This is a genomic window from Limoniibacter endophyticus (assembly GCF_014652835.1).
GTDB classification, from domain to species: Bacteria; Pseudomonadota; Alphaproteobacteria; order Rhizobiales; family Rhizobiaceae; genus Limoniibacter; species Limoniibacter endophyticus.
The window spans coordinates 183,885-208,830 of the sequence record NZ_BMZO01000010.1; the positions used below are offsets into that span (position 1 = coordinate 183,885).

At 59.0% G+C, this 24,946-nt stretch carries 23 protein-coding genes and 2 riboswitches; of the genes, 16 read left to right on the plus strand and 7 right to left on the minus strand.

Features of this window, described 5'->3' with window-relative positions:
- Positions 1 to 4 precede the first annotated feature (4 nt).
- Genes IE151_RS15175 through cobU form a run of 3 tightly spaced genes read right to left on the minus strand, consistent with a single transcriptional unit; the run spans position 5 to position 2,610 of the window.
- Positions 5 to 1,471, minus strand: a complete 1,467-nt coding sequence (locus IE151_RS15175; RefSeq protein WP_189492005.1) for a cobyric acid synthase — start codon at positions 1,469 to 1,471, stop codon at positions 5 to 7.
- On the minus strand, positions 1,471 to 2,085 hold the full coding sequence (gene cobO, locus IE151_RS15180) for a cob(I)yrinic acid a,c-diamide adenosyltransferase (protein ID WP_189492007.1): 615 nt from the start codon (positions 2,083 to 2,085) through the stop codon (positions 1,471 to 1,473). The genes IE151_RS15175 and cobO overlap by 1 nt, the downstream gene beginning before the upstream one ends.
- 12 nt (positions 2,086 to 2,097) lie before the next feature.
- Complete coding sequence (gene cobU / locus IE151_RS15185; RefSeq protein WP_189492010.1) at positions 2,098 to 2,610, minus strand: bifunctional adenosylcobinamide kinase/adenosylcobinamide-phosphate guanylyltransferase; 513 nt, start codon at positions 2,608 to 2,610, stop codon at positions 2,098 to 2,100.
- A gap of 148 nt (positions 2,611 to 2,758) precedes the next feature.
- Positions 2,759 to 2,972, minus strand: a riboswitch (cobalamin riboswitch).
- A 136-nt stretch (positions 2,973 to 3,108) separates the two neighbouring features.
- Positions 3,109 to 3,319, plus strand: a riboswitch (cobalamin riboswitch).
- Between the two features lie 118 nt (positions 3,320 to 3,437).
- On the opposite strand from cobU, the gene IE151_RS15190 reads away from it, so the two are divergent.
- The 7 genes from IE151_RS15190 to IE151_RS15220 are packed head-to-tail and all read left to right on the plus strand — an operon-like array spanning position 3,438 to position 11,642.
- Positions 3,438 to 3,857 carry a DUF1636 family protein gene (locus IE151_RS15190; protein WP_189492013.1) on the plus strand — a complete coding sequence of 140 codons (420 nt, stop codon included), beginning with the start codon at positions 3,438 to 3,440 and terminating at the stop codon, positions 3,855 to 3,857.
- A complete protein-coding gene (cobW, locus tag IE151_RS15195; protein ID WP_189492015.1) occupies positions 3,854 to 4,909 on the plus strand; it encodes a cobalamin biosynthesis protein CobW in 1,056 nt (351 codons plus the stop codon). The genes IE151_RS15190 and cobW overlap by 4 nt, the downstream gene beginning before the upstream one ends.
- A gap of 7 nt (positions 4,910 to 4,916) precedes the next feature.
- Positions 4,917 to 8,249, plus strand: coding sequence for a cobaltochelatase subunit CobN (cobN, locus tag IE151_RS15200; RefSeq protein WP_189492020.1), 3,333 nt, complete (start codon positions 4,917 to 4,919; stop codon positions 8,247 to 8,249).
- A complete protein-coding gene (locus IE151_RS15205) occupies positions 8,242 to 9,507 on the plus strand; it encodes a hypothetical protein (protein ID WP_189492023.1) in 1,266 nt (421 codons plus the stop codon). Before cobN ends, IE151_RS15205 begins: the two co-directional genes overlap by 8 nt.
- A 1-nt stretch (position 9,508) precedes the next feature.
- A complete protein-coding gene (locus tag IE151_RS15210) occupies positions 9,509 to 10,138 on the plus strand; it encodes a precorrin-8X methylmutase (protein ID WP_189492025.1) in 630 nt (209 codons plus the stop codon).
- Positions 10,135 to 10,881 carry a precorrin-2 C(20)-methyltransferase gene (locus tag IE151_RS15215; RefSeq protein WP_189492028.1) on the plus strand — a complete coding sequence of 249 codons (747 nt, stop codon included), beginning with the start codon at positions 10,135 to 10,137 and terminating at the stop codon, positions 10,879 to 10,881. The genes IE151_RS15210 and IE151_RS15215 overlap by 4 nt, the downstream gene beginning before the upstream one ends.
- Positions 10,878 to 11,642, plus strand: coding sequence for a precorrin-3B C(17)-methyltransferase (locus tag IE151_RS15220; RefSeq protein ID WP_189492030.1), 765 nt, complete (start codon positions 10,878 to 10,880; stop codon positions 11,640 to 11,642). The genes IE151_RS15215 and IE151_RS15220 overlap by 4 nt, the downstream gene beginning before the upstream one ends.
- On the opposite strand, the gene IE151_RS15225 is transcribed toward IE151_RS15220, so the two are convergent.
- On the minus strand, positions 11,606 to 12,397 hold the full coding sequence (locus IE151_RS15225; RefSeq protein WP_189492032.1) for a cobalt-precorrin-6A reductase: 792 nt from the start codon (positions 12,395 to 12,397) through the stop codon (positions 11,606 to 11,608). The two genes, IE151_RS15220 and IE151_RS15225, sit on opposite strands and share 37 nt — an antisense overlap.
- Positions 12,398 to 12,401: 4 nt before the next feature.
- Here IE151_RS15225 and cbiE point away from each other — a divergent pair, with 4 nt between their 5' ends.
- From cbiE to cobM, 3 genes are read left to right on the plus strand one after another with little or no spacing between them, the layout of a single operon-like run.
- Positions 12,402 to 13,652, plus strand: coding sequence for a precorrin-6y C5,15-methyltransferase (decarboxylating) subunit CbiE (gene cbiE / locus IE151_RS15230; protein WP_189492035.1), 1,251 nt, complete (start codon positions 12,402 to 12,404; stop codon positions 13,650 to 13,652).
- Positions 13,649 to 14,059 carry a cobalamin biosynthesis protein gene (locus IE151_RS15235; protein WP_189492038.1) on the plus strand — a complete coding sequence of 137 codons (411 nt, stop codon included), beginning with the start codon at positions 13,649 to 13,651 and terminating at the stop codon, positions 14,057 to 14,059. Before cbiE ends, IE151_RS15235 begins: the two co-directional genes overlap by 4 nt.
- A complete protein-coding gene (gene cobM, locus IE151_RS15240; RefSeq protein WP_189492041.1) occupies positions 14,056 to 14,814 on the plus strand; it encodes a precorrin-4 C(11)-methyltransferase in 759 nt (252 codons plus the stop codon). The genes IE151_RS15235 and cobM overlap by 4 nt, the downstream gene beginning before the upstream one ends.
- Here cobM and IE151_RS15245 read toward each other — a convergent pair.
- Positions 14,787 to 15,908, minus strand: a complete 1,122-nt coding sequence (locus IE151_RS15245; RefSeq protein WP_189492123.1) for a cobalt-precorrin-5B (C(1))-methyltransferase — start codon at positions 15,906 to 15,908, stop codon at positions 14,787 to 14,789. The two genes, cobM and IE151_RS15245, sit on opposite strands and share 28 nt — an antisense overlap.
- 77 nt (positions 15,909 to 15,985) lie before the next feature.
- Between IE151_RS15245 and cobA the strand changes: the two genes are divergently transcribed.
- The 6 genes from cobA (at position 15,986) to IE151_RS15275 (ending at position 20,839) form a co-directional block, all read left to right on the plus strand.
- Complete coding sequence (gene cobA / locus IE151_RS15250; RefSeq protein WP_189492126.1) at positions 15,986 to 16,771, plus strand: uroporphyrinogen-III C-methyltransferase; 786 nt, start codon at positions 15,986 to 15,988, stop codon at positions 16,769 to 16,771.
- Positions 16,768 to 18,078 carry a cobyrinic acid a,c-diamide synthase CobB gene (locus tag IE151_RS15255; protein ID WP_189492043.1) on the plus strand — a complete coding sequence of 437 codons (1,311 nt, stop codon included), beginning with the start codon at positions 16,768 to 16,770 and terminating at the stop codon, positions 18,076 to 18,078. Before cobA ends, IE151_RS15255 begins: the two co-directional genes overlap by 4 nt.
- Entirely contained in the window at positions 18,078 to 18,836 is a 759-nt protein-coding gene (locus IE151_RS15260; protein ID WP_189492046.1) for an adenosylcobinamide-GDP ribazoletransferase, read from the plus strand. The genes IE151_RS15255 and IE151_RS15260 overlap by 1 nt, the downstream gene beginning before the upstream one ends.
- Positions 18,837 to 18,848: 12 nt before the next feature.
- Entirely contained in the window at positions 18,849 to 19,874 is a 1,026-nt protein-coding gene (gene cobT, locus IE151_RS15265) for a nicotinate-nucleotide--dimethylbenzimidazole phosphoribosyltransferase (protein ID WP_189492049.1), read from the plus strand.
- A 93-nt stretch (positions 19,875 to 19,967) separates the two neighbouring features.
- The gene (locus tag IE151_RS15270) at positions 19,968 to 20,336 is read left to right on the plus strand and encodes an MbcA/ParS/Xre antitoxin family protein (protein WP_189492128.1); all 369 of its coding nucleotides are present in this window, start codon (positions 19,968 to 19,970) and stop codon (positions 20,334 to 20,336) included.
- On the plus strand, positions 20,333 to 20,839 hold the full coding sequence (locus IE151_RS15275) for an RES family NAD+ phosphorylase (RefSeq protein WP_189492052.1): 507 nt from the start codon (positions 20,333 to 20,335) through the stop codon (positions 20,837 to 20,839). The genes IE151_RS15270 and IE151_RS15275 overlap by 4 nt, the downstream gene beginning before the upstream one ends.
- Before the next feature lie 4 nt (positions 20,840 to 20,843).
- On the opposite strand, the gene IE151_RS15280 is transcribed toward IE151_RS15275, so the two are convergent.
- Together IE151_RS15280 and IE151_RS15285 are read right to left on the minus strand one after the other, a co-directional pair.
- Entirely contained in the window at positions 20,844 to 21,779 is a 936-nt protein-coding gene (locus IE151_RS15280; protein ID WP_189492055.1) for an AEC family transporter, read from the minus strand.
- Between the two features lie 90 nt (positions 21,780 to 21,869).
- The gene (locus IE151_RS15285) at positions 21,870 to 24,872 is read right to left on the minus strand and encodes a hybrid sensor histidine kinase/response regulator (protein WP_189492058.1); all 3,003 of its coding nucleotides are present in this window, start codon (positions 24,870 to 24,872) and stop codon (positions 21,870 to 21,872) included.
- Positions 24,873 to 24,946 lie beyond the last annotated feature (74 nt).

The following is a 24,946-nucleotide window of genomic DNA, read 5'->3' on the forward strand; positions in this document are numbered from 1 at the left end:
TAGCCTAACCCGCGATCTCGAGCATCGCCTCAATATTGAGATGCTTTTCGAGATGGCCGGCAAGACCGTCCAGCACGGCATCAACCCCTTCTTCATAATTCAGGCGCGTAGCTTCTCCACCAAGTCGTGTGAGCCATATGCTGCGCTGCGCATCATCTGAAAAAAGCCCGTGCAGATAGGTGCCTGTCACGCGCCCATTAGGTGAGCGCGCACCGTCTCGATGCGCGTACGGATGATTGAGTTGCGCAAAATGGCGGGCGCAATCCGGTCCGGAGGTATGCCCCATATGCATCTCATACCCACAGATGGAACCGCCATCGAAACTCTTGCCCGAGACAGAAACAAGCCGCTTCTCTCCGGAAAGTACGGTATCTACCTCGAGAAGACCAAGCCCGTCGGTCATCCCTGCTGCGCCCTCGACGCCGCCCGGGTCGGAGATTGTCCTTCCCAGCATCTGATAGCCGCCACAAAGACCAAGAACTTCACCGCCGCGCCGAGCATGCGAAATTATATCGTAATGCAAACCGCCGGCACGCAAGGCAGCCAGATCCCCAATGGTCGATTTCGATCCCGGGAGAAGGACAAGGTCAGTACTGATCGGTAGAGTTTCATGCGGGTGCAAGAGCAGGAGATTGACCTGCGGCTCGGCAGCCAACGGATCAAGATCGTCGAAGTTCGAAACATGGGGAAGAATCGGAACTGCGATGTTCAACCGTCCGGCTCTGCGTTGTCCAGCCAAGGTCCGCAGCCCAAGCGCATCTTCTGCCGGCAGACGGTGCGCGTCGGCAAAATGCGGAACAAGGCCCAAGCTGCGCCATCCTGTTTCATGGGCAATCATGCTCATCCCGCTTTCGAACAGGCTCGGATCGCCACGAAATCGGTTGACGATGAAACCCTTGATCATGGCCGCATCAGCAGGATCAACCACGTGCCGCGTCCCAACCAGACTGGCAATCACCCCCCCGCGATCAATATCGCCAATCAATATGACCGGTACATCGGCTGCCCGCGCAAAGCCCATATTGGCAATGTCGTTCACGCGCAGATTGACCTCTGACGCGCTACCTGCACCCTCGACCAGAACGATGTCACATTGCTGGCGCAGGATTTCGAAACTTTCCAACACACGCGGCATCAGTTGCGTCTTGATCTTCTGGTAATCGGCAGCCTTTGCCGACCCCTCGACCTTGCCCTGCACGACGATCTGCGCGCCGGTCTGGCTCTGTGGCTTGAGCAGAACGGGATTCATGTGCACTGACAGCGGCACCCCGGCTGCGCGCGCCTGAAGAGCCTGCGCCCTCCCGATCTCGCCACCATCGGCAGTGACCGCCGCGTTGTTTGACATGTTCTGCGGCTTGAAAGGAAGGACGCGCATTCCTCGCAGCGTCAGCGCCCGCGCCAGTCCCGCAACCAACAACGACTTCCCAACATCTGAACCAGTCCCTTGGAACATAAGGCTTTTTACGGGCATTAAAACTCGATGCCCTGCTGTGCCTTCACCCCGGCGGCGAAATGATGCTTGACGAGCGTCATCTCCGTGACGAGATCGGCAGCCTCCAGCAATTGCGGCTTGGCATTGCGCCCGGTGACAACACAGTGAAGATCAGGCCGCCGCGCAAGCAAGGCCTGCGCCACGTCGTCGATAGGCAGATAATCATAACGCAGCGCGATGTTCAGCTCATCCAGGATCACCAGGCCTATGGTCTCATCAGCCATTAATGCGAGCGCTTCTTTCCATGCGCGCTCCGCTGCCGCAACATCGCGTGCCAGGTCCTGCGTCTCCCAGGTGAAGCCTTCGCCCATGGTGCGCCAGACCACGCGGTCACCGAAAGTTTCCAGAGCGTCCTTCTCGCCCGTATGCCATGCGCCCTTGATAAATTGCACGACGCCTACACGACGCCCGTGCCCGAGCATACGCAGAGCAAGGCCGAAGGCAGCCGTGGACTTGCCCTTTCCCGGTCCTGTATTGACGATGAGCAGACCTTTCTCGACCGTCTTTTGCGCCACCTCCGCATCTTGTACGGCCTTGCGTCTGGCCATCTTGTCACGATGGCGGGCGGCTTTCGTTTCGTCGATTTCGTTCACTTCTTCACTTTCTCATTTCAATTGCAGCGGCAATCCCGCCGCCACCAAAAAAACGCGATCCGCAACCGCGGCAATACGCTGGTTCAGGCGACCCGCCTCGTCGCGAAACCGTCTCGCCAGCGGGTTCTCCGGCACGATGCCGTAGCCAACTTCGTTCGACACGACCACCCAGGGTCCACGCGGATTGGCGAGACAATCCGCCAGGCGCATGATTTCGAATTCAAGGTCACTTTCGGCCAGCATATGATTTGTCAGCCACAGCGTCAGGCAATCCACCAGAAGCGGGCAGCCTTCGGTGACGGTTTCCAGCGCCGTGACGAGATCGAACGGCGCATCCACGGTGCGCCAGTCATTTTCCGCGCGTCCTGCCCGATGATGAGCAATCCGCTCCTGCATTTCCTCGTCAAACGCCTGTGCCGTCGCAATATAAACCCATGGCGCCGGTGAGTGGCGGACCTGCTTTTCCGCAAAGGCACTTTTACCCGAACGCGCGCCGCCGATGATGAAATCGAGTGTCCCGGTCACGAGGCGGCTACCTGACGGAACCGCGCAAAAATCCCCGACGTCCCGGGGATCTTGACGATCTGAATACCCCGACAAACCAGGAGCCCCCGCTCTTGTGCAAAACTACTCATGATCCCGGACCTCTCTTCCCTCCACCCGAGGGAGATAGAACAATATTCCGTCGCAGGCAGGCGTCCCGGCTCGTCAGTCACTGCTTCGGCCCGGCCTTTCCCGGGACGATCCCCACGGACGGCTCGATCGCAGTGGCAAGTTGAGGCAAAGCTTGCCGCTTACAGTTGCAAGGCGGCTACGGCTTATCCGGATATGAAACCGAACCTCATTCCTTCCGATCGCTGCCGAGAACCCACGACAGGCGCGACTATACGGTGCTCCCCCAAAAAGGAAAGAGCCTGCACCTTGGGATGACGATCGAGAACAAAAAAGGAACAATCGTGGCTATATCTTCTATTGTATTTCTGCTCTAGCCTCATGATGCGATTGACATGGACAGTCGCAACGGCCTACTGAAATGTGAACGGTCATCGTCTGCCTGCAGGCGATGTGAAAAGGGAATGCGGTGTTTTCCGGTAGGAGAACGACAAGCCGCAGCTGCCCCCGCAACTGTGAGCGGCGAGCCTTCGAAACAAGAGCCACTGGAGCAATCCGGGAAGGCGTTTTCGAAAGGCAATGACCCGCAAGCCAGGAGACCTGCCGTTCAAGAAGATACCTGCAAACCGGGCGGGGTGCCTCGGGATTGCGCGCGACCGCAAGCTGCGGTCGCATGTCCGCACCCTGGGTGATGTTGCCTTTATAGGGCAACAACATCGCAATGTAATCGGGAGCGGAGCTTGACGATAGAGATCACCGTAGACGTCCCTTCGACGGAAGTGCCCGAGACAGATCCGGTGACGGTATTTGTCTGCACGAGCTGCCGCAATGCCGAAGGTTCCAGTATAGAGCCCCTTCCCGGTCAGGATCTTGCCCGCGCCACGATAGCCGCAGGTAAGGCCGCTGGCGTGCCTGTGCGAGCGGTAAGCTGCCTGGGTAATTGCAATAGACGGCTATCGGCAGCTCTCATGCGCGAGGGCGGCTGGTCCTATGTCTTTGGCGATCTTCGTGTTGAACAGGCAGCTGACCTGATCGCAGCAGCGCAACTTTTTGCCACCTCGCCGAATGGCGTTCTGCCCTGGCGAGGTCGTCCCGACAGTCTCAAGCGTGGGCTTGTCGCGCGCATTCCTCCCATAGATCATTTGGAGAATTTTTCATGACCACCTCGTTTGACCGCATTCCCTGTACGGTAATCACTGGTTTTCTAGGAGCGGGTAAGACCACCCTCCTGCGCCATGTGCTGGAAAACGCCGGCGATAAACGTCTTGCGATCATCGTCAATGAGTTCGGCGATGTGGGCGTCGATGGGGATATTTTGCGTGGATGCGGCCTCGACAACTGCCCGGAGGAGAACATCGTCGAGCTTGCCAATGGCTGTCTGTGCTGCACCGTGGCGGACGACTTCGTGCCCGCGCTCGATCAGATCCTCGCACGCGAACCGCGTGTCGATCATATTCTGATCGAAACATCCGGTCTTGCCCTGCCAAAGCCTCTCGTCCAGGCTTTCAACTGGCCGGCTGTAAAGAGCCGCGTTACGGTTGACGGGGTCATTGCAGTCGTGGACGGACCGGCCCTCGCAGAGGGTCGTGTTGCGCATGACATGGAAGCCTTGGCCGACCAGCGCGCACAGGATGAAACACTCGATCATGACGACCCAATCGAGGAAGTCTTCGAGGATCAGATTGCGTGCGCCGATCTCATCGTCCTCTCCAAGGCCGACCTGATCGACGCGGTTTCCCGCCAGCGCGCAACGGCAATCGTCGAGGCGCATCTACCCCGCGCCGTCAAGATCGTCGAGGCGGAGCATGGCAAGCTGGACGTTGCCGTGCTGCTTGGACTGGGCCTCAGCGTCGAGGACGACATCGAGAACCGCAAGACGCATCATGACGGCGAACATGATCACGATCACGACGATTTCGACAGTTTCGTGATCGAGATTCCCGCACTGGCAAGCGCTGACGACGTCACTGCGCGCGTCAAGGCTGTGACCGCGCTTGACGGGGTGCTGCGCGTCAAGGGCTTCGTCGAGATTCAGGGCAAGCCGATGCGTCTTCTGGTGCAGGCGGTCGGCCCCCGGGTCAACCATTATTTCGATCGTGCCTGGGCGGTCGGCGAAGCACGCGGCGGGCGCCTCGTAGTGATCGGCGAACATGACATGGATCGCATCATGATCGAGCGGCATCTCCGCGCCGAACTGGTTGAAGGCGCCTGAGGCATTCATGCATATTCTGGCTGCCACCAGCGCCTCGCTCGACGAACTGATCGAACCGGTAGACCTTAACCAGCGGCCGGCCGATATCGTCGCGCTGTCCTTTACCGATAGTGATCTGGCGGGAATGGCGCGGGCTTGGCAGTCGGAACGATCACATGACCCGGCTTTTCCAACTCTTCGTCTGGCGAACCTGCGGGACCTGCGTCATCCCATGTCTGTCGATCTATGGATCGAAAAGGTCGCCCGACATGCGAAACTCATTCTCGTACGCGTGCTGGGCGGGTATGATTGGTGGCGGTACGGCTGCGAGGAGCTTGCCCGACTGGCCGGCGACCGTGGTCTGCACCTCATCCTATTGCCGGGCGAGTGCCGCGAAAACGATCCGCGCCTTGCCGCATGCTCGACCCTGCCGAGCGACCAACAGGCAATCATTCTCAGTTATTTTCGCGAGGGCGGGCCGCAGAATATGCGCCGTCTGATGAGAACTATCGCCCGAAATACACGCGGGGAGCAGTTTTTCGCGGAGCCGGCTTTGCCAGTTGGAAAAGCCGGATTTTACAGACGCGATAATGGTGATTCCAAAAAATCGGATGCAAGCGCGCGTGTCGCGGTCATTTTCTATCGTTCGATGCTACTCGCTTCCGACATTGCACCGATTGATGCGTTGCTGGACGCCTTGCAAACAAACGGCCTGGAACCGGTCGCGCTTTACGTGACGAGCCTTCGCGACCGCGATGCCCGTTCTTTTGTCGAAACGGAACTCAGCCGCCTCGCACCTGCGGCGATTATCACAACGACGGCGTTCGCGAGCGGTCTGGACGATGATGGCAGCATCTTCGACCGGCTTGGCGCGCCGGTTTTTCAGGCGATCATCGCCACTACGCGGCAAGAGGCATGGGCTGAAAATCAGCGTGGGCTGGCGCCTGCCGATCTTGCCATGCATGTCGTCCTCCCGGAACTGGACGGGCGTGTTCTGGCGGGAGCACTATCCTTCAAGGGTACACAGCCGGACGATGCGAACCTCGGTTTCCAACCTATGATCAATGCGCCGGTGAAAGACCGGATTGCTGCGGTCGTTGATAGGGTCGCCAAAACCATCCGCCTGCGAAAGACGCCACGCGCCGAACGCCGTATCGTCATTCTGATACCCGATTATCCAGGCGCGCCAGGACATACCGGCTACGCCGTCGGGCTGAACGTGCCGCAAAGCGTGCTTGAAATACTCAATGATCTGAAGGCCGAAGGATATCATATCGAACGCATTCCGCAAAACGCCCGCGATCTGCTTGATCTGCTGGAAATAGAGCAGCCGGGGCTTTCGCGATCCGAATACAGGGTTCAGTTCTGCCGGCTGCCCCATGAATTGCAGGCCGCAGTGAAAAATGCCTGGGAAGATGAGAATGAACTGGACCACGCTTTTCGTGCAGCCTCTTTCGGAAATATCACCGTCGCCCTTGCGCCCGACCGCGGCCGTAATGCGGACCGTCGCAGCGATTATCATGATCCCTTCCTGCCGCCGCATCCGTCGCTTCTAGCTTTCGGGTTTTATTTGCGGCATCAACTTGATGCCCATGCCATCATCCATGTCGGCGCGCATGGCACGCTGGAATGGCTGCCCGGCAAGACGGTTGCTCTCAGCAAGGATTGTTTTCCGGAAGCAGTCATCGGTCGTTTGCCGGTGATCTATCCGTTCATCGTTTCCAATCCCGGTGAGGCCGCTGTTGCGAAACGGCGAATTTCGGCAGTCACGCTGGGCCATTTGCCGCCGCCCCTTGAAGGGGCGGGACTGAACGAGGCCGAACAGAAACTGGAGCGGCTGGTCGATGAATATGCGCAGGCCGACGGCCTCGACCGGCGCCGGCGCGACAGACTTGCAGCCGAGATCGTCGCGACAGCGCAAGACACCGGCCTGGCAGGCAATGCCGGCGTTGGCGAGGATGATGATCCGGATGCGGCATTGGCACGGATCGACGCCTGGCTATGCGACTTGAAAGACTTCGCCATAAAGGACGGACAACACGTCTATGGTCGCTCGGCACCTGGCGAGACTGACACGCTGCGAAAGAAGAGCGCCTACACGGAACGGGAGGCGCTGATCGGGGCGCTTGAGGGGCGCCACATTCCGCCGGGTCCTGCCGGTGCTCCGACGCGCGGCCGCCGCGACGTCATGCCCACGGGGCGCAATCTTTATGCCTCCGACCCGCGCACCATGCCTACCCCGACGGCGTATGACCTCGGCAAGCGGGCGGCAGATGAAGTTCTCCGGCGCTATCTGCAGGACCACGGTGAGTGGCCACAGAACCTCGTATTCGATCTCTGGGGCAGTGCTTCGTTGCGAACCGGCGGCGAAGAGATCGCGCAAGGGCTCTGGTTGATGGGTGCAAAGCCGGTCTGGGACCCGGCGACGGGGCGCGTGACGGGGATAGAAGTCATGCCATGCGCGGTCCTTGGGCGACCGCGTGTCGATGTGACCTTCCGCATATCGGGTTTGTTCCGCGACATGTTCGGCGCAACCATCGCCCTCATCGACGCGGCGATGCGTGCCGTAGCCGCCCGCGACGAAGCGGAGGGAGACAACCCGCTCGCCCTTGCGGCGCAACGCAATGGCGGCATGCCGCCGCGTATTTTCGGATCAAAACCCGGGCTTTACGGCGCCGGCATCGAGGATGCTCTTGCCTCCGGCACCTGGACCGACCGCACAGAGATCGCTGAAGCCTATCTTGCAGCGACCAACCATGCCTTCGGAGGTGCGGAGGGAGAAAGCGTCGGAGAGAGCGATCAGTTCGCCGAACAAATTGCATCGGCTCAGATCCTCATCCACACCGGCGATGACCCGGGGCGGGATATTCTGGAGGGATCCTCTGATGCTGCATTCATCGGTGGTTTTGCCGCAGCGATGGAGAAACTCGGGTCAAGAGCCGACCTCATAATACTCGATACGACCAATCCGGACCGGCCGCGTGCACGCTTGTTGAAGGAAACCATCAACCTGGTCGTCAGGGCGCGAGCAACCAATCCCCGTTTCATTTCGGGGCAGATGCGCCATGGACCGCGTGGTGCCGCGGAATTCGCCGAAACCGTGGACCGTCTTATTTCGTTCGCGGAAACGACAGGACAGGTGGATGAGGCGTTGATCGGCGCGCTTTTTGACGCCTACATAGACGACAAGGCTGTGCGCACATTCCTGATCGACCAAAATCCAAAGGCGGCAGCTCACATGGCGCGTCGCTTCGAGGATGCCTTGCGTCGCGGTCTCTGGCATCCGCTGCGTAACAGCGTTGCGGTTCAGCTAGATCTGTTGCGGCACGCCCCGGACGGGAGGCCCTGCGTCGATGATTGACGATTTTCGCCGTAATGCTTGCCCGAGCCTTCATGCGCCCATGCAAACGGGCGATGGATTGCTGGTGCGCATGCACATGACCGAACCTTGCGATCCCACCGACTTTGCGGCCCTATGTGAACTGGCAGGTCAGCACGGCAATGGCATCATGGAGGTGACCAATCGCGGCAGCCTGCAATTTCGTGGCTTTGGCGATGCATCGGTCGCGAAATTCGCTGATGATGCCATCTCTCTTAAACTGCCCATCAGCATCGGCGTCGACGTGGAAACAGGCCCGTTCGCGAGCATGATTGCGCGACAATTGGCAAAGGAGATCAGGCGTGCACTTGCAGAAGAACAACTGAACCTCGCGCCGAAACTCGTCATCGCGGTCAATGATGGCTCTATCGGTGCATCAGCTGATTTGTCCGCTGATATCCGTGTCGACCTTTCCATCGACAAACGCTGGCGCATTGCGCTCGGCGGCACTGAAGAAAGCGCGCATATTGTTGATTTCGTTGAATTCAACGAAGTCGGATCGCGCGTGATTGGCCTTTGCCGTCAAATCGCCGCACATGGCCCCGCTACCCGCGGCCGCGATCTTGTTATTCCAACGTCTCCCGGCCTGCTCAAAGGACCTCAGCTCCTGAAGGGGGAAAATGCGTCTGTGGGGCTTTTTTCGTGGGGTGTGGACGGCGAAGGATCCGCATTGGGACTGCGTCTTTCGCCTACGGTGCAGGATGCTCGGCTTTTTGCACAATTGTGCCGCACTGCGGCTCATCATCAAGGCGATCTGCGTTTCGGAGGCGGGAAAGCAGTCTACTTTACGGGCTCTCGGCAGCACTGCACTTCTCTACTTGAACAAGCACGCGAATTCGGTTTCGTCATCGATAGCTGCGATCCTCGCCTGGCCATCGCTGCATGCGCGGGTGCGCCTGCTTGTGCTTCTGCGCACTATATCACAAAGGACCTTGCGGAAACGATGGCCGCAGAAGCAACTCCGTTTTTGGACGGGTCGGTGAAGTTGCATCTTTCGGGTTGTGAAAAGCGATGTGGCTGCCGCGAAACGAGGGATTTTCTTCTTATGGGTAGTCCTGAGGAGCTATCGCTTTCACTTGACGGTGAAATGCTGGCCACCTTCAGTCAAGCCGACGCGCGCCGCGAGATGGCGAAGTTACAGCGTTTCGTGGCTGATCGGCGACAAGCCAGCGAAACGACAAGAATGACGATAACGCGAATTGGCCGGGCAGGTTTGGCCGCAGCATTCGAACGGAATTGAAATGGCGTATGGGTATATCAAGAACGGGACCGAAATTTACGAGCAGTCCTTCGCGACGATCCGGGCGGAGGCCGACCTCTCGCGCTTTTCGGAGGCAGAAGCCGATATTGCGGTACGTATGATCCATGCGTGCGGATTGATCGAGGCGGCAAGCTCCTTCGTTTTCTCGACCGGCTTTGCGGAGACAGCGCGCACAGCGCTGCAAGCAGGCGCACCGATCTTCTGCGATGCCGAAATGGTGGCACGGGGGGTCACTGTTGCGCGGCTACCTGCCAAAAACGAGGTGATCTGCACGCTGCGCCATCCGAAAACGGCCGAGATCGCCGCGCATATCGGCAATACACGTTCTGCGGCGGCAATCGATCTTTGGGGTGAACGCATGTCCGGCTCGGTGATTGCAATCGGCAATGCGCCGACCGCTCTTTTTCGCCTGCTCGAACTGCTGGCAACCGGGGCCCCGCGTCCGGCAGCTATTCTTGGCATGCCAGTCGGGTTCGTCGGCGCAGCGGAATCCAAGGCAGCGCTCGAACAGTCTGACCTGGGCATCCCGTTTGCCATCGTGCGCGGGCGACTTGGGGGGTCCGCGATGACCGCGGCTGCAATTAATGCAATTGCGCGGAGCGGCATATGAGCAAGAAAGGCACTCTTTACGGTGTCGGCACGGGTCCTGGCGATCCCGAACTCCTGACGCTGAAGGCTGTTCGCGTTCTGCGGGAAGCGGATGTGCTGGCTTATTTCTGCAAGGAAGGACGGCGCGGAAACGCGCGCGCCATCGTGGATACGCATATAGGCGAGGATATGATCGAACTTGCCTTGCCCTATCCGGTTACCACCGAGATCGACGCCAAACATGATGATTATCGGGCAGCGATCGATGCTTTTTACGAGCGATCAGCGCGCGCTGTCATGGAGCATCTCGACCAGGGGCGCTCTGTCGCCGTGCTTTCTGAAGGCGACCCGTTGCTTTATGGTTCCTATATGCATCTCCATGTCCGGCTTGCGCATCGCTATCCGGCGCTCGTCATTCCCGGCGTCACCGCCATGTCGGGTAGCTGGTCGATGGCCGGTCTTCCCCTCGTGCAAGGCGACGAAATCCTGCGTGTTCTTCCCGGAACCCTGCCGCTCGATCGACTGACGAAGGAGATCGCGGAGGCGGATGGCGCCGTCATTATGAAGGTTGGGCGTAACCTGTCGAAGATCGAAGAAGCACTAGCGGCCTGCGGCAAGCTCGATACGGCTGTCTATGTGGAACGGGCGACGATGGAAAATGCGGTGGTAGAGAAGCTGGACAGTCGTAATGGCCGACCTGCACCCTATTTCTCGACAATCCTCGTGCCCGGCTGGCCCGCGCGACCGCTGGAGATGCCCTCATGAGCGGTCGACTGATCATCGTAGGGCTGGGCCCTGGCAATCCAGACCAGATGACACCGGAAGCGCGGGCTGCAATTGACGCATCCTCTGATTTCTTCGGCTATTTTCCCTATGTCGAACGGCTGAACCTGCGTACCGACCAGACCGCGCATGCGTCCGACAATCGCGAAGAATTGGCGCGTGCGGCCGCAGCCCTCGATCTGGCGCTGCAAGGCCGCAATGTCTGCATGGTCTCTGGCGGTGATCCGGGCGTGTTTGCAATGGCGGCGGCGGTAATCGAGGCGATCGATAGAGGCAAACCGGAATGGAAGACGGTCGAAATGTCGGTCCTGCCCGGAATTACTGCCATGCTGGCCGTCGCAGCCCGGGTCGGCGCACCGCTTGGCCATGATTTCTGCGCGATTTCGCTCTCTGACAATCTCAAGCCATGGGGAATCATCGAAAAGCGGCTGGCCCTCGCCGCACAAGCGGGCCTAGTGATGGCGTTTTACAATCCTGTTTCCAAGGCTCGGCCCTGGCAGCTCGGGAGGGCCTTCGACATACTGCGTGAGCATCTGAGCGCAGATGTGCCCGTCGTGTTCGGTCGCGCCGCCGGGCGACCTGATGAAATCATGCTCGTCAAGAGCCTTGCGGATGCTCGCCCCGAAATGGCCGATATGGCAACCTGTGTCATAGTCGGCACCGCAGAGACACGTATCGTCGAGCGCGGCACAAAACCGTCCTTGGTCTACACGCCGCGTTTCCTGAAATCAGAGACGCATTGATGAACGTGCGCAACTGCATCCGTAACCGTTCGAACCCTCGTGGTTTTACCCTGCAATGCCGGGAGCGGGCGGGCAACCATGATGACGGGCAGGCGCAAATGCCGCGCGGCCGCTATCTTGCCGTAACTCGCCGCGCCGCCGCTGTTTTTGCAGACGATTACATCCACGCGGTGCGTTTGCAGCAATGCAAGCTCATCTTCTTCATTAAAGGGACCCCGCGCGGTGATATAATCGATCCGTGGCAGATCAAGAGGCGGCTCAACCGGATCGACGCTGCGCACGACGTAAGCGTGCTGCGGCGCGGCTTCGAAGGGCAAAAGCTCCTGGCGACCAAGCGCCAGAAACGCGCGACGCGGCTTGTCGCCCAGCAGATCACGCGCCTGCACGATTGTCGCGGCCGAATGCCAGATATCTCCATCTACGGCCCGCCAGGCATCGCGCTCCAGGCGCAGGAGAGGCACGTTCGCCAAAGCAGCGGCCTGCACCGCATTCATCGAGATCTGCGCGGCATAAGGATGCGTGGCATCGACCAGAAGATCGATTCTGTTCTTGCTAAGATAGGCTGCGAGGCCCGCCGCGCCGCCGAAACCGCCGACGCGGGTCGGTACGGGTTGTGCGACTGGCTCCCGCGTGCGCCCCGCCAGAGACAGTGTCAGGTCGAGCGTGGTGTTTTCGGCCAGTTGCGCAGCCATTCGTCGCGCCTCCGTCGTGCCGCCGAGGATGAGAACGCGAAGAACTTTGTCGGAAAGGATCATTGCCATGACCTCTGATAGAGCTGCGGCTCCCGCTGCACAACAACTGAATGCGCCGTGGCTTTCGATCGTCGGGATCGGCGAAGATGGCGTGCACGGGCTTTCCGAGTCGGCCATGAAGATGATTGCGGATGCAGCCGTCGTGTTCGGCGGAAAACGGCATCTGCATCTGGCCCAGTCGCTGATACGGGGCGAAGCGCGGCCCTGGCCGAAACCATTCGATCCGGAAATGCGCGATGTGCTGGCGTTACGGGGAACCCGCGTTTGCGTTCTGGCCTCGGGCGACCCCTTCTTCTTTGGTGCCGGTGCAACATTGGCACGCCATCTCTCCCGCGACGAGTTTCAAGCGCATCCCGCCCCTTCGGCCTTTAGCTTGGCCTGCGCCCGCCAGGGTTGGTCGGTGCACGAAACGCAGTTCGTTTCCGTGCATGGCCGGGCGATGGAGCGGGTGCGTCCGCATCTGCATCAAGGAGTACGATTGGTTATTCTGACCTCGGATGAAGATGGCCCGGCAGAGCTTGCCGCACTCCTCGTGCGCGAGGGCTTCGAAGCGAGCGAACTGACGCTTCTGGAAGCTCTCGGCGGCCCGCGGGAAAGAATCCGCCACGCAATCGCCGGCAGTTTCGCATTAGACAATATCGACGCGCTCAATGTGGTTGCCATCCAGGTGCAGGCTGGCCCGAAGGCCGCAATCATACCCTATGCGAGTGGTCGATCCGACGATCTGTTCGAGCATGACGGGCAGATCACCAAACGCGAAATCCGCGCTCTGACATTAGCGGCCCTCAGCCCGCGTTACGGGGAGATATTGTGGGACGTCGGCGCAGGATCAGGTTCCATCGGAATCGAATGGATGCTGGCGCACCCATCACTAAAGGCAATCGCAATTGAGAAGAACGGCGAGCGCGTTGAGCGCATCCATCGCAACGCGCTGCGATTAGGGGTGCCTGAGCTTGAGATTGTATATGGTGCGGCCCCCGAGGCACTGAAAGGTTTGGCACAGCCGGACGCGATCTTCATCGGCGGCGGAGGGAGCGAACCGGGCGTTCTGCAAGCGGCAATCGACGCTCTGAAACACGGAGGCAGGCTGGTCGCCAACGCCGTAACGCTTGAAATGGAAGCTATGCTTCTGTCACGACATGAATGGCTCGGCGGCGACCTGCTGCGTCTTTCGATCTCGCGCGCGGAGCCCATCGGCACGATGCAAGGCTGGCGTCCAGCCATGCCGCTCACGCAGTGGGTATGGACGAAGAGATGAGCGCAAGGAAGGCATTTATTGCCGGAATCGGCTGCGGCAAAGGTGCGGGTGGCAACGAAATCCGGGCGACGCTCGATAGGGCCATGGCCATACACAATCTCGGATATGAGGATCTTAAGTGCCTGGCAACCGGTGTTGGAAAGATGGAGGAGCACGGATTGCGTGACGCTGCCGACGCACTGAAACTCGACATTGCCTATATTGAGGAGGCAGTGCTTGCCGCCTGCGACGATCGGCTTCTGTCACGCTCGCCGGTAAGTTTGCGCGAAACTGGTACTGCTTCCTTAAGCGAAGCGGCAGCCCTGGCCGCCGGTGGTCCGTCTGCTGCTTTGCTCGGTCCGCGCGTCGCGCTCGGCAAGGTCACCTGCGCGCTGGCCCAAATCGATGTTTCGGAGGATCCCTCATGACCGTTCACTTCATCGGCGCAGGTCCCGGAGCCGTCGATCTCATAACGGTGCGCGGCCGAGATCTGCTGGCACGCTGCCCCGTCTGCTTGTACGCGGGTTCGATCGTGCCACGCGAGATGCTGGATTATTGCGCGCCAGGAACACGTCGGATCGACACGGCGTACTTGTCGCTTGAGGAGATCGACAGAGAATATGTTCGCGCCGATCGGGCGGGACAGGATGTAGCTCGGTTGCACTCGGGCGATCTTTCCGTGTGGAGTGCGGTTGCAGAACAGATGCGTAGACTGGATGCGCTGGGCATCGACTATACATTGACGCCGGGTGTGCCGTCTTTTGCCGCTGCCGCGGCTGCCCTCAAACGCGAACTGACCATTCCGGAAGTAGCGCAAAGCCTCATCTTGACGCGCGTTTCCGGCCGCGCCTCAAAAATGCCGGAACGCGAGACGCTTGCTCATTTCGGCAAAACGGGTGCTACTCTAGCAATTCATCTGGCCATCCACGCGCTCGACCAGATCGTGCACGAACTTTCTCCACTCTATGGCGAGGATTGCCCGGTTGCCATCGTCGTGCACGCATCCTGGCCGCAAGAGCGCATCGTGCGGGGAACTCTAGCCGACATTGCCGAAAGGATGCGTGCCGAGCCCGCGGAACGTACAGCCCTGATTTTCGTCGGACGGAGTTTGGAGGCAGAAAATTTTCGAAACAGCGCGCTCTACAATGCCGATTATCAACGCCGATTTCGGAACCGCGCGTGATGAGAGGCTTCAAAAGGCGTTTGCGCCAAAAGATTACCTGTCCGGTCAAATATGAGGACTTCCAGTGCGATGTCCTCGTGGTCGAGCACACTCGCGGCAGTCACCCAGGCGCGCGCGGCAACTTCGTCAGCCAGCGCAAGATCAGCCTCGGCGCACAGGGCGAAGACTTCAGCAACCGTATTAGCCGCGGTGATGCTGGCACACAACGTCGCGTCCGCTCCAAGCTCGGCGGCAATGGTCGACAACCCAACAAGGTCCGCCATGCCCTGTCTGGAATGCAGATCGAGCCTCCCTTGTGCCAGCTTTGTCATCTTGGCCATCCCACCGGCAATGGTGACCTTCGAGACGGGGTGACGGCGCAGATATTTCAGCATGCCACCGGCGAAATCGCCCATATCAATGAGCGCTGTTTCCGGCAGGCCGTGCAAAGCCTGGGCGGCTTTCTCGGAGATGTTGCCGGTAGCACCCGAAACATGATCCAGACCCGCTGCGCGCGCAACATCGATGCCGCGATAGATGGAATGTATCCAGGACGAACAGGAATAGGGAATGACAATGCCCGTCGTGCCGAGGATGGAAAGACCCCCGATAATGCCAAGACGGCCGTTAAGGGTCTTTTCGGCTATCTTCCGTCCGTTCTCCACGGCGATCTCGATTTCGAAACCTGTTTCGTCGGTCACGTCGGCAAGCGCCTGCGCGATGATCCTGCGCGGCATCGGGTTGATTGCCGGTTCACCTGGGGGAACTGGCAATCCGGCGCGGGTGACCATGCCGACCCCCTCACCTGCCCGAAAAACCAATATGTTCCCGCGGTGACGCCGGATCGTGACGCGGATCAGGGCGCCGTGCGTGACGTCGGGATCATCGCCGGCATCCTTGACGATGGATGCCGTGGCGAAATCCTCTCCACGCTCCCAACCTGCCAAGGCAAAGGCAGGTGTCTGGCCGCCTGGCAGCGTGATCGCCACCGGGTCGGGAAAATTCCCGCTCAGCAAGGCCGCACACGCCGCCTTGGCAGCCGCAGCCGCGCAAGCGCCTGTCGTCCAGCCGCGCCGAAGCGTCCTGCCCGATTGATCGGAAAACTCTTCTTCCATGCTCATCAACCTGTCTATATCGGCAAGCGCGACGCTTGGCGATATAGACAGTGTCTTCACCTTCGAGAAATGCCATGATGTCTGCTCCGCTCATCGATCATATTGCCCGGACCATGCCGGACTTTATGCCGGGCCATGTCTGGCTCGCAGGAGCCGGTCCGGGTGATCCGCGCCACCTGACCTTAGAGGTAGTGGCGGCGCTCTCCCAGGCCGACGTCATCGTGCATGATGCGCTGGTGGATGCTTCAGTGCTCGATCTTGCGCCACAGGCTCAAAAAATATTTGCCGGCAAGCGTGGTGGCCAGCCCTCGACCGCTCAGGACGAGATCATCGATCGGCTGATTGCCCTGGCGCGGCAGGACCTGCGTGTACTGCGTTTAAAGGGTGGCGATCCGTTTATCTTCGGACGCGGCGGCGAGGAGGCAGAAGCACTAGCGACGGAAGGAATCTCATTCCGTGTCCTTCCCGGCCTGACCTCCGCGCTGGCAGCACTCGCCAACGCCAATATCCCCGCCACAATGCGCGGTATCAACAAGGCCGTGACGTTCGCGACCGGCCATGCGGCGGGCACCGCAGATGATCTGGACTGGTCCAGGCTTGCGGCTGCCGATCAGCCGATCATCGTCTACATGGGTATGAAAGCCTTGCCAACAATCGTTGAAGAACTGCGCGCAGGCGGAGCGGCGGCCGATTTGCCCGTCGCGATCATCATGGCAGCCACAACCGGCAAGGAGCGCGTATTGACGGGCACACTCGCAACCATCGTGACGGAGGCCATACGCGAAAAGATAGGTTCCCCCGCTCTAATCGTGATCGGAGAGATCGTCTCGATGCGCGCCAGACTTTGCCGGGCTTCGATATGACTAAAGCTATCGTCATTGGCGCACCGCGCTCCGGGTCGGGCAAGACCAGCGTAACGATCGGCCTGCTGCGCGCTTTCGCGCGACGGGGCCTGCGCGTTCGCGGTATAAAATCGGGTCCCGATTATATCGATCCTGGTTTTCATGCGGCAGCAACAGGCAGGAGCGGGCTCAATCTGGACAGTTGGGCAATGCATCCCGATCTTCTTGCAGGACTGGCAGCAGAGGCGACGGAAGACTGCGACTTGATTATAATCGAGAGCGCCATGGGACTGTTTGACGGTATCGCCGCCGAGCCAGGGCGTAGCGGCGCTGCATCCGACATTGCCTGCCTTCTCTCGCTTAACGTACTTCTGGTGCTCGACATATCGGGACAATCACAGACGGCTGCGGCGATAGCAAAGGGCTTCGCCGTCTACGACGACAGTGTAAAAATCGCAGGTGTGGTGCTCAACAAGGTTGCAAGCCCCCGGCACGAAACGCTGTGCGCCGACGCCATCCGCCGCACCGGTCTGACTGTTGCCGGTGCGATCCGTCGCGACGATGCTGTGCTCCTGCCCGAACGACATCTCGGCCTCGTGCAGGCAAGCGAGAACCCTGCCCTCGATGCCCACATCGACCGTTTGGCCGATCTGATTGAAAACGCGGTTGATCTTGATACCGTCCTTTCTCTGGCATCGCCTTTCAATCCTCAGAGGGGCAGGCTCGATTTGGCGATTGATCCGCCGGGGCAGCGCATCGCGCTTGCCAAGGACGCGGCCTTCACCTTCCTCTACCCCCATCTCGAAAAGCATTGGCGCGACCGCGGAGCGGAGATTTTACCGTTCTCACCTCTCGCCAACGAAGCACCCAATGCTTCTTGCGACATATGCTGGCTGCCCGGCGGCTACCCGGAATTGCATGTGAGCCAGCTTGCAGCCGCGGATCGCTTTCAGGCAGGCATGCACAGCTTCGCGGCGAAGAACCCGGTTCATGGCGAGTGCGGCGGCTTCATGGTGCTTGGAGAAGCAATCGAAGACGTTAGTGGCGTGATGCATCCGATGCTTGGGCTTTTGTCGCACGCAACGAGCTTTGCCAAACGCAAGATGAACCTTGGTTATCGGCAGGCACGATTGCTAGACGATCATGCCTTCGGCAAAGCAGGCACAGTGCTGCGCGGTCACGAATTCCACTATGCGCGTGTAATCGAAGCCGGCCATGACATAGCGCTCGCACAACTCGCAGACGGACTGGGCAATGATCTGGGTCCCAGTGGCGCCCGTCGAGGCACGGTAAGCGGTACGTTCTTTCACGCTATTGCGAAAGCCTGATGATGAATCACAAGTCTCTGCTGATCGACCTGCAAGCGTGCATTTCCTTCTTCACCCGTATTCCCCTGCCCCAGGCGGCGATGCCGAAGAACTTCGCACAGAGCCTCTGGGCAGCGCCTATAGCGGGCATTCCTGTTGCCTTGATTGGTGGCATCATGTTTGTCCTGACTGCCTCCCTAGACCTTCCTCCCCTCGCTTGCGGACTGATCGCCATCGCAGCCACGATCCTGGCAACGGGTGCACTGCATGAAGACGGATTTGCCGACATAGCCGATTCATTTGGTGGGCGGGACATGGAACATCGCCTCGGGATCATGCATGACAGCCGTATTGGCACCTATGGCGCGATTGCACTAATCATTACCGTATTGCTACGGGCTTCGGCCCTTGCAGCCTTTGTGGATCAGCCTGGCCTGGGTGTTCTGGTCCTTGTCGCAGCCTTCGTTGCGGCACGCGCGCTGATGCCCGCTTTCATGTGCAAGGCGCCCCTTTCGCCCCACGCGGGCTTGGTTGCTAAAATCGGGCGCGTACCGGATCAGACTGCCTATGCTGCCCTCGGCACCGGCGTTCTCGGCCTTGTCCTTCTGCTGGGTATCGGGACGGCCTTCATCTGTATCGCCCTTCTTATGCTTTGGAGCGCCTTTATACACTGGCTCTGCATACGCCAAATCCAAGGTATCAATGGCGACTTCCTGGGTATGCTCGGACAGGGAGCCGAAATTCTTGTGCTGCTCTGCGCCAGCGCGCTGCTTTTGTAATTCGGAGTTTTCATGACTTTTTCCTCTCTTCAAGCGTTGCGCGAAGCAATTACGTCCCTGCCTCTGCCCCTGTCCGACGCAGATGCCGAAAAGGCTGTTTGGGCGCGCCAGGACAGTTTGACCAAGCCGCCCAGAAGTCTAGGCATGCTGGAGGATTCCGTTGCGTTCCTTGGTCGATGGCAGAGGAAGGCCAAGCCGACTCTTGAACGGATCGACATTTTGCTTTTTGCCGGCTCGCATGGCGTAACCGCCAGGGGCGTTTCGGCCTTTCCCTCAAGCGTCACGGGGCAAATGGTAGCAAATTTCGAGCATGGTGGCGCCGCGATCAATCAGCTTGCAGCGCTCGCCGGTGCCAGCCTCAGCATTCATTCGCTTGATATTGACAAGCCGACTGGCGATTTCACGGAACATGCGGCGCTGGACGATGATGAATTCCTCGATGCAGTGAATGCAGGTTATACCGCTGTGAAAGACGACTGCGATCTTCTTGTGCTTGGCGAGATGGGGATCGGCAACACGACACCTGCCGCAGCAATTTGTTCGGCTTTGTTCGGCGGCGCGGTGGAAGATTGGACAGGACGTGGCACGGGTATTGATGATCAAGGTTTGCGGCGCAAGATCGAAACGGTGCGGGCGGGTCTAACGCGCCATCTCGACAAGATATCCGACCCGCTGGCAATCGCGGCAGCGTTGGGGGGGCGTGAACTCGCGGCTATATTGGGTGCGGCACTAGCTGCGCGTCATCGCCGTGTTCCATTATTACTCGACGGGTTCGTCGTCAGTGCTGCAATCGCACCGCTTCACGTCCTTAATCCCCCAATCCTTGACCATGTGCTCGCGGGGCATGTATCCGCGGAAGCCGGACATGGAAGATTGCTTGAGAAGCTCAACAAAAGCCCTCTTCTGTCACTCGGCATGAGGCTTGGCGAGGGGTCGGGCGCTGCTACCGCCATCATGATCCTGAAAGCGGCACTGGCCTGCTTCCACGGCATGGCGAGTTTCGCGGAAGCGGGAATCCAGGATAAGCACGACACTTGATTGAAATCGAAGGATGTCATATATTACGCCCATAAAAAGAGACATTTTTCATGACAGGAGCTGCGAAAAATGGTTGCGTTGCACTCGCCGATAATGCCGACGCGCATGCCCCTGGCAACGCGCTTTTTTACAGCAAACGGCAAAATTGCCATGGACGATGTAGCCGATGCCTTCGGCATGTCCAAAGGCCAGCTCGCTGAAACGATCGGCGTCGCGCAAGAAACGCTACATCGCGCTGCCCGCGCTCATGCCCCCCGCACGCAGCAGCGGGCTCTGGAAATGCTGGAGATCGTCGGGCGCATCGCAGACTGGGCAGGCGGAGAAAAGCAGGCCATGGCCTGGTATCGCAGCGAACCGATCCCCGCCTTTGGCGGTCGCACCGCAGAAGCTCTCGTTAAGGACGGGAAGGCAAGTGCCGTTCGCGACTATCTCGATCATATTGCAACAGGCGGCTTTGCGTGAAATGGCAAGGGATTGCCTATCGGGCGCATGACCCACGCTGGAGTTGGGCACCTCTTTCAGGCGAAGGCGCGCGCCTGCATGGCGGCCGCTTCAACCCGAAAGGCAGGGCCGCCCTCTATCTTGCTCTGACGATCGAAGGAATGTTTCTCGAAATGGGCCATGGCTTTGGTCACAGGCTCGATCCGGTCACCGTTGTGAGCTATGCGATCGACATGGACGGCTTGGTCGATTTGCGCACAGAAAGCGCACGGCGAGATGCAGGTGTCACGTTTGACGACATGGCGGCATCGTGGATGCTCGACCGTGCAGAAGGACGCGAACCCGCGAGCTGGACAATTGCCCGGCGTTTGATCGCAACCGGAGCTACGGGCGCTCTTGTGCCCTCCTTTGCCAATGGCGGGTACGGGCAGATGGCCAATCTCGTACTCTGGAATTGGTCGAAAGGCGTCGAAGTCATCGATCCGCAACGTCGTCTGCCCCAAAACCCCTCCTCTTGGGAATAGTTTCTCAGACGACGCCGAGCACCCAAAGCCAGAGCGACACGGTAAATATGGACAATGCGGTGGAGAGAGCGATAGCAGCAGACGTTGCCCGTTCACCGGATTTATAGCGCGCCGCGATGAGATAGGCATTCACACCCGATGGCATGGCCGCAAAAAGCACCGCCACGCCAGCCCATACTGGCTGAACGTGAAGGACATGAAAGGCCAGAACCCAGACGATAAAGGGATGAACGAGCAGCTTTTGAAAGCTGATCGACAGCACTGGCCCGACATCTCCCTTGAGGCCATACCGTTTCAGTGCCAGCCCCATGCTGATGAGGGCACAAGGAGAAGCCGTCGCAGCAAGCGTATCCAGTACATCCTTGATTTGCCCTGACGGCGCGAACGCAGTCACTTTGGCGAGATACCCCGCAATCAACGCCAAAACGATCGGGTGCGTGAAGATTGTCTTTGCGAGGCGCTTCACGAGATCAATACGACCGGTGCCGGTGACGCTGGTTTCTATCAGGATGGAAGCAACCGTCATCATGATAGGCAGATGAATCGCCAGTAGCAGAAAAAGCGGCGTCGCTCCCTGGTTGCCGTAGGCGTTCAAGATGACTGGCACGCCGACCAGAACGGTATTCGACTGCGCGGCTGCGAATCCATGAATAGCCGCTGTTTGCTTATTGCGGCCGAAGACCCGGCGCGCGGTAATAATGGCTGATATCCACGCGACAGCCACGCCGCTGAAATATGAAATCCAGTACCCCCACGGATTCTCTCCGCTGGGATGGCTCGACGCGATCGTGCTAAAAATCAGTGCAGGTATGGCGATGACGAAGATGTATTCCGTCAGACCATCACTCGCCCGCTCAGTCAGAAGCCTTGCCTGTGCCGCCGCGTAACCGAGGCCAATCAGACCGAACGTAGGCAGGAGAATAGTGAGAAGGCCGGACATGCAAAGCTCTACGTCTGATCAAATCATATTTCTTTAGACGTAGAGCATTTCATCCCAAACAAGCCATGCAAAATTCACAGTACAGACGCGCTAAACCTTGTCCGTCTGCTCCTCCGCCTTTTCGCTGACGGCCCGCGCATGCCACACTGCCTCGATTGCCCTCTGCAGGTCATCCTCACCATATGGCTTTGGAAGCAGATAGACATCTTCGGGGGAGCCCTCAGGCACAGTGTCGCGCCCGGTGGCAAAGATCAAACCGACTGCGGGTCGCAACTCACGCGCCTTACGGGCAAGTGCAGCACCGGACATGCCGGGGAGGCCGAGATCGGTGACGAGGACCTGGACCCCGGTCGCCTGCAGCGCAGATATTGCATCTTCGGCATTTCCTGCTTCAATAACGACGTAACCTAGATCCTGCAGCATATCCGACGTGTTCATGCGGATCATGGCATCGTCCTCAACCAGAAGAATCGTGACGCCCTTCGTCTGCCCCACCGGGACCTGCGACTGCGCGATCTCCGGCGCTGGCTTGTTTTCGGAGGCGGTTTTCTCAGGAGCCTGCATCTGCTCACGCTGTCCTTGGTTGGCCAGAACGTGGCGCACCTTGCGCGCCAACGCATCTCGGCTGTATGGCTTGGATAGAAGCTCGACACCCGCGTCGAGTCTTCCACCATGGACGATAGAATTTTCAGTGTAGCCCGAAGTGAAAAGAACAGCGACATTCGGCAGGCGTTCACGTGCCTTGCGGGCAAGCTCCGGGCTTTTCAACGTCCCCGGCATCACCACATCGGTAAACAGAAGGTCTATCGGCATACCGCTGTCGATAACGTTGAGCGCACTCTGCGCATCGACGGCTTTCAATACAGAATAGCCGAGATCGGTCAAAAGCTCCACGACGGTCGCACGAACCTCGTCATCATCCTCGACCACGAGAACGGTCTCCGTGCCTCCCTGGACTGGTCCGCGTTCCGTACGAACCTCGACATCTTCAGCTTCCAGTGCACGTGGAAGATAGAGCTTTACCGTAGTGCCGTAACCAGGTTCACTGTAGATCTTGACGTGGCCGTTTGACTGCTTGACGAAGCCATAAACCATGGAAAGCCCGAGACCTGTGCCTTTGTTTTCCGGCTTGGTCGTGAAAAATGGCTCGAATACCTGCTCCAGGACGTCGGGCGTCATGCCTTCGCCCGTATCGGAAACGGCAAGCATGACATATTGCCCCGGCTCTACTTCCGCATGCGAGCGGGCATAGGCGTCGTCGAGGGAAGCATTCCCCACTTCTATAGTCAGCTTGCCGGTGCCATTCATGGCGTCGCGCGCATTGATGGCAAGGTTGAGCAGAGCGTTCTCAACCTGATTGGGATCGATAAAGGTATTCCAGAGGCCACCGGAAATGATCGTCTCGATCTCGACCGCTTCGCCCAGGGAACTGCGCAGAAGATCATCCATGCCCGTAACGAAACGGCCAATATTGACGACTTTGGGTTCCAACGCCTGACGCCGCCCGAACGCCAGCAACTGACTAGCGAGCTTCGCGCCTCGATTGACGCCCGCCAGCGCATTGATCACGCGCTGTTCGGCACGTTCATTGCCGACCACATCCTTGGCGAGCAAATGCAGATTACCTGAAACAACCTGCAAAAGATTATTGAAATCATGCGCGATCCCGCCGGTGAGCTTTCCGATGCTTTCCATCTTCTGCGCTTGCACGAGAGCCACTTCCGCCTGCCGGCGAACCGCGATCTCTTCGATCACACGCGCTTCCAGCGTCTCATTAAGTTGGCGCAACTGCTCCTCGGCGCGCTCACGGTGACGCACCTGCCGCTCAAGTTGTTCAGCTTTCTCCATCACCTCGATCTGGGCTCTGCGATGATCGGTGATATCGGTATGGACGCCAACCCACTCCACGACGGCTCCTGCCGCATTCCGAATAGGTACGGCGCGAATCTGAAAGGTACGCCAGAAACCGTCGAACCGACGCACGCGGTGCTCGAAAATATAGGGTTCAGCATCGGCGACAGCATTTTTCCAACTGGTAGCCGTAGATTCCTGGTCTTCGGGATGGACTGCATCCAGCCAGCCATCGCCCTGATACTCATTGTACGATTGGCCGGTCAGTGCCGCCCAGCTCGGCTGTGGACCCGTCATCTTCCCGTCAGCATTATTCGTCCAGAGAACGCCATGAACGGCGTCCACTGCTGCTCGGAAGCGACTGTTGCTAATTTCGAGCGCGATCTCCGAACGCTTTCGCTCGTCCATGTCGACAAGTACAACGAAGACGCCATCGACTTTTCCATTCAACGCGCGGCGCGGTGTGTAGCGTATTTCCACGGCACGCTCTTCAGCATCCGCTCGCCGGATCACCATATCGACAACAAGCGGTTCCCCAGAAAGCGCTTTGGCGAGATTGGCGCTATGGCGCTGGAACGCCTCGTTGCCAATAACGTCGCGGACATGCTTGCCGATGATCGCGCTATTGTCGATACCAAACCACTCCTGACAAGCGCTGTTGCCAAAGCGATAAATCAGATCACGATCTATAAAGCCTATGAGAAGGGGCACGGCGTCAGTCATACTGACAATGTCGGCCTTGCTTTCGCGTAAGCCCTGCTGGGCAAGATGCTTGCCGGTATTATCTACGACCGTGCAGAGAACTCCTGCGATTTCTCCCGATACCCCTCGGACGGGGGTATAGTAGAGATCGAAATAGAACAGCTCCGGCGTACCGTCTCTCTCCAGCATCATGGGCTGCTCAAGAAACGACTGAGCCTCCCCCTCAAAGCCGCTACGCAATCTCTCTCTGTTCCAGTCCCAGATTTCCGGCCATATTTCCGATACGAGCTTTCCAAGCGCCTCCGGGTGGTTGGCGCCGGCAATCTCGCGGTAGCCATCATTGTAGATCATGGTGCCTTCGCGGCCCCACATGAGAACCTGCGCCACCGGGGTGTTAACGAGCTGATCAACAAGAAAACGCAGATTGTCCGGCCATTTTTTGATGGGACCAAGTCTTGTAGAGCTCCAGTCGAAACTGCGTATGCGCTCACCCATTTCCCCGCCGCCGATTGGCAACAAGTTTACATGCTTCGTGGTCATCGACCGGACTTCCTGAAAAAGCCGGCCAGATTTGTCCGGCCGGCAATGCCGCGTTACGAACCAGGTGTTTAGGT

Bases quoted from the DNA above. Each gene is read 5' to 3' on its own strand.
- cbiE (WP_189492035.1), top strand. From the start codon at position 12,402: ATGACCTCTGATAGAGCTGCGGCTCCCGCTGCACAACAACTGAATGCG.
- IE151_RS15260 (WP_189492046.1), top strand. From the start codon at position 18,078: ATGATGAATCACAAGTCTCTGCTGATCGACCTGCAAGCGTGCATTTCC.
- IE151_RS15235 (WP_189492038.1), top strand. From the start codon at position 13,649: ATGAGCGCAAGGAAGGCATTTATTGCCGGAATCGGCTGCGGCAAAGGT.
- IE151_RS15285 (WP_189492058.1), bottom strand. From the start codon at position 24,872: ATGACCACGAAGCATGTAAACTTGTTGCCAATCGGCGGCGGGGAAATG.
- cobW (WP_189492015.1), top strand. From the start codon at position 3,854: ATGACCACCTCGTTTGACCGCATTCCCTGTACGGTAATCACTGGTTTT.
- IE151_RS15210 (WP_189492025.1), top strand. From the start codon at position 9,509: ATGGCGTATGGGTATATCAAGAACGGGACCGAAATTTACGAGCAGTCC.
- IE151_RS15280 (WP_189492055.1), bottom strand. From the start codon at position 21,779: ATGTCCGGCCTTCTCACTATTCTCCTGCCTACGTTCGGTCTGATTGGC.
- IE151_RS15215 (WP_189492028.1), top strand. From the start codon at position 10,135: ATGAGCAAGAAAGGCACTCTTTACGGTGTCGGCACGGGTCCTGGCGAT.
- cobA (WP_189492126.1), top strand. From the start codon at position 15,986: ATGTCTGCTCCGCTCATCGATCATATTGCCCGGACCATGCCGGACTTT.
- cobM (WP_189492041.1), top strand. From the start codon at position 14,056: ATGACCGTTCACTTCATCGGCGCAGGTCCCGGAGCCGTCGATCTCATA.
- cobT (WP_189492049.1), top strand. From the start codon at position 18,849: ATGACTTTTTCCTCTCTTCAAGCGTTGCGCGAAGCAATTACGTCCCTG.
- cobN (WP_189492020.1), top strand. From the start codon at position 4,917: ATGCATATTCTGGCTGCCACCAGCGCCTCGCTCGACGAACTGATCGAA.
- IE151_RS15175 (WP_189492005.1), bottom strand. From the start codon at position 1,471: ATGCCCGTAAAAAGCCTTATGTTCCAAGGGACTGGTTCAGATGTTGGG.
- IE151_RS15245 (WP_189492123.1), bottom strand. From the start codon at position 15,908: ATGGAAGAAGAGTTTTCCGATCAATCGGGCAGGACGCTTCGGCGCGGC.
- IE151_RS15270 (WP_189492128.1), top strand. From the start codon at position 19,968: ATGCCGACGCGCATGCCCCTGGCAACGCGCTTTTTTACAGCAAACGGC.
- IE151_RS15255 (WP_189492043.1), top strand. From the start codon at position 16,768: ATGACTAAAGCTATCGTCATTGGCGCACCGCGCTCCGGGTCGGGCAAG.
- IE151_RS15220 (WP_189492030.1), top strand. From the start codon at position 10,878: ATGAGCGGTCGACTGATCATCGTAGGGCTGGGCCCTGGCAATCCAGAC.
- IE151_RS15205 (WP_189492023.1), top strand. From the start codon at position 8,242: ATGATTGACGATTTTCGCCGTAATGCTTGCCCGAGCCTTCATGCGCCC.
- IE151_RS15225 (WP_189492032.1), bottom strand. From the start codon at position 12,397: ATGATCCTTTCCGACAAAGTTCTTCGCGTTCTCATCCTCGGCGGCACG.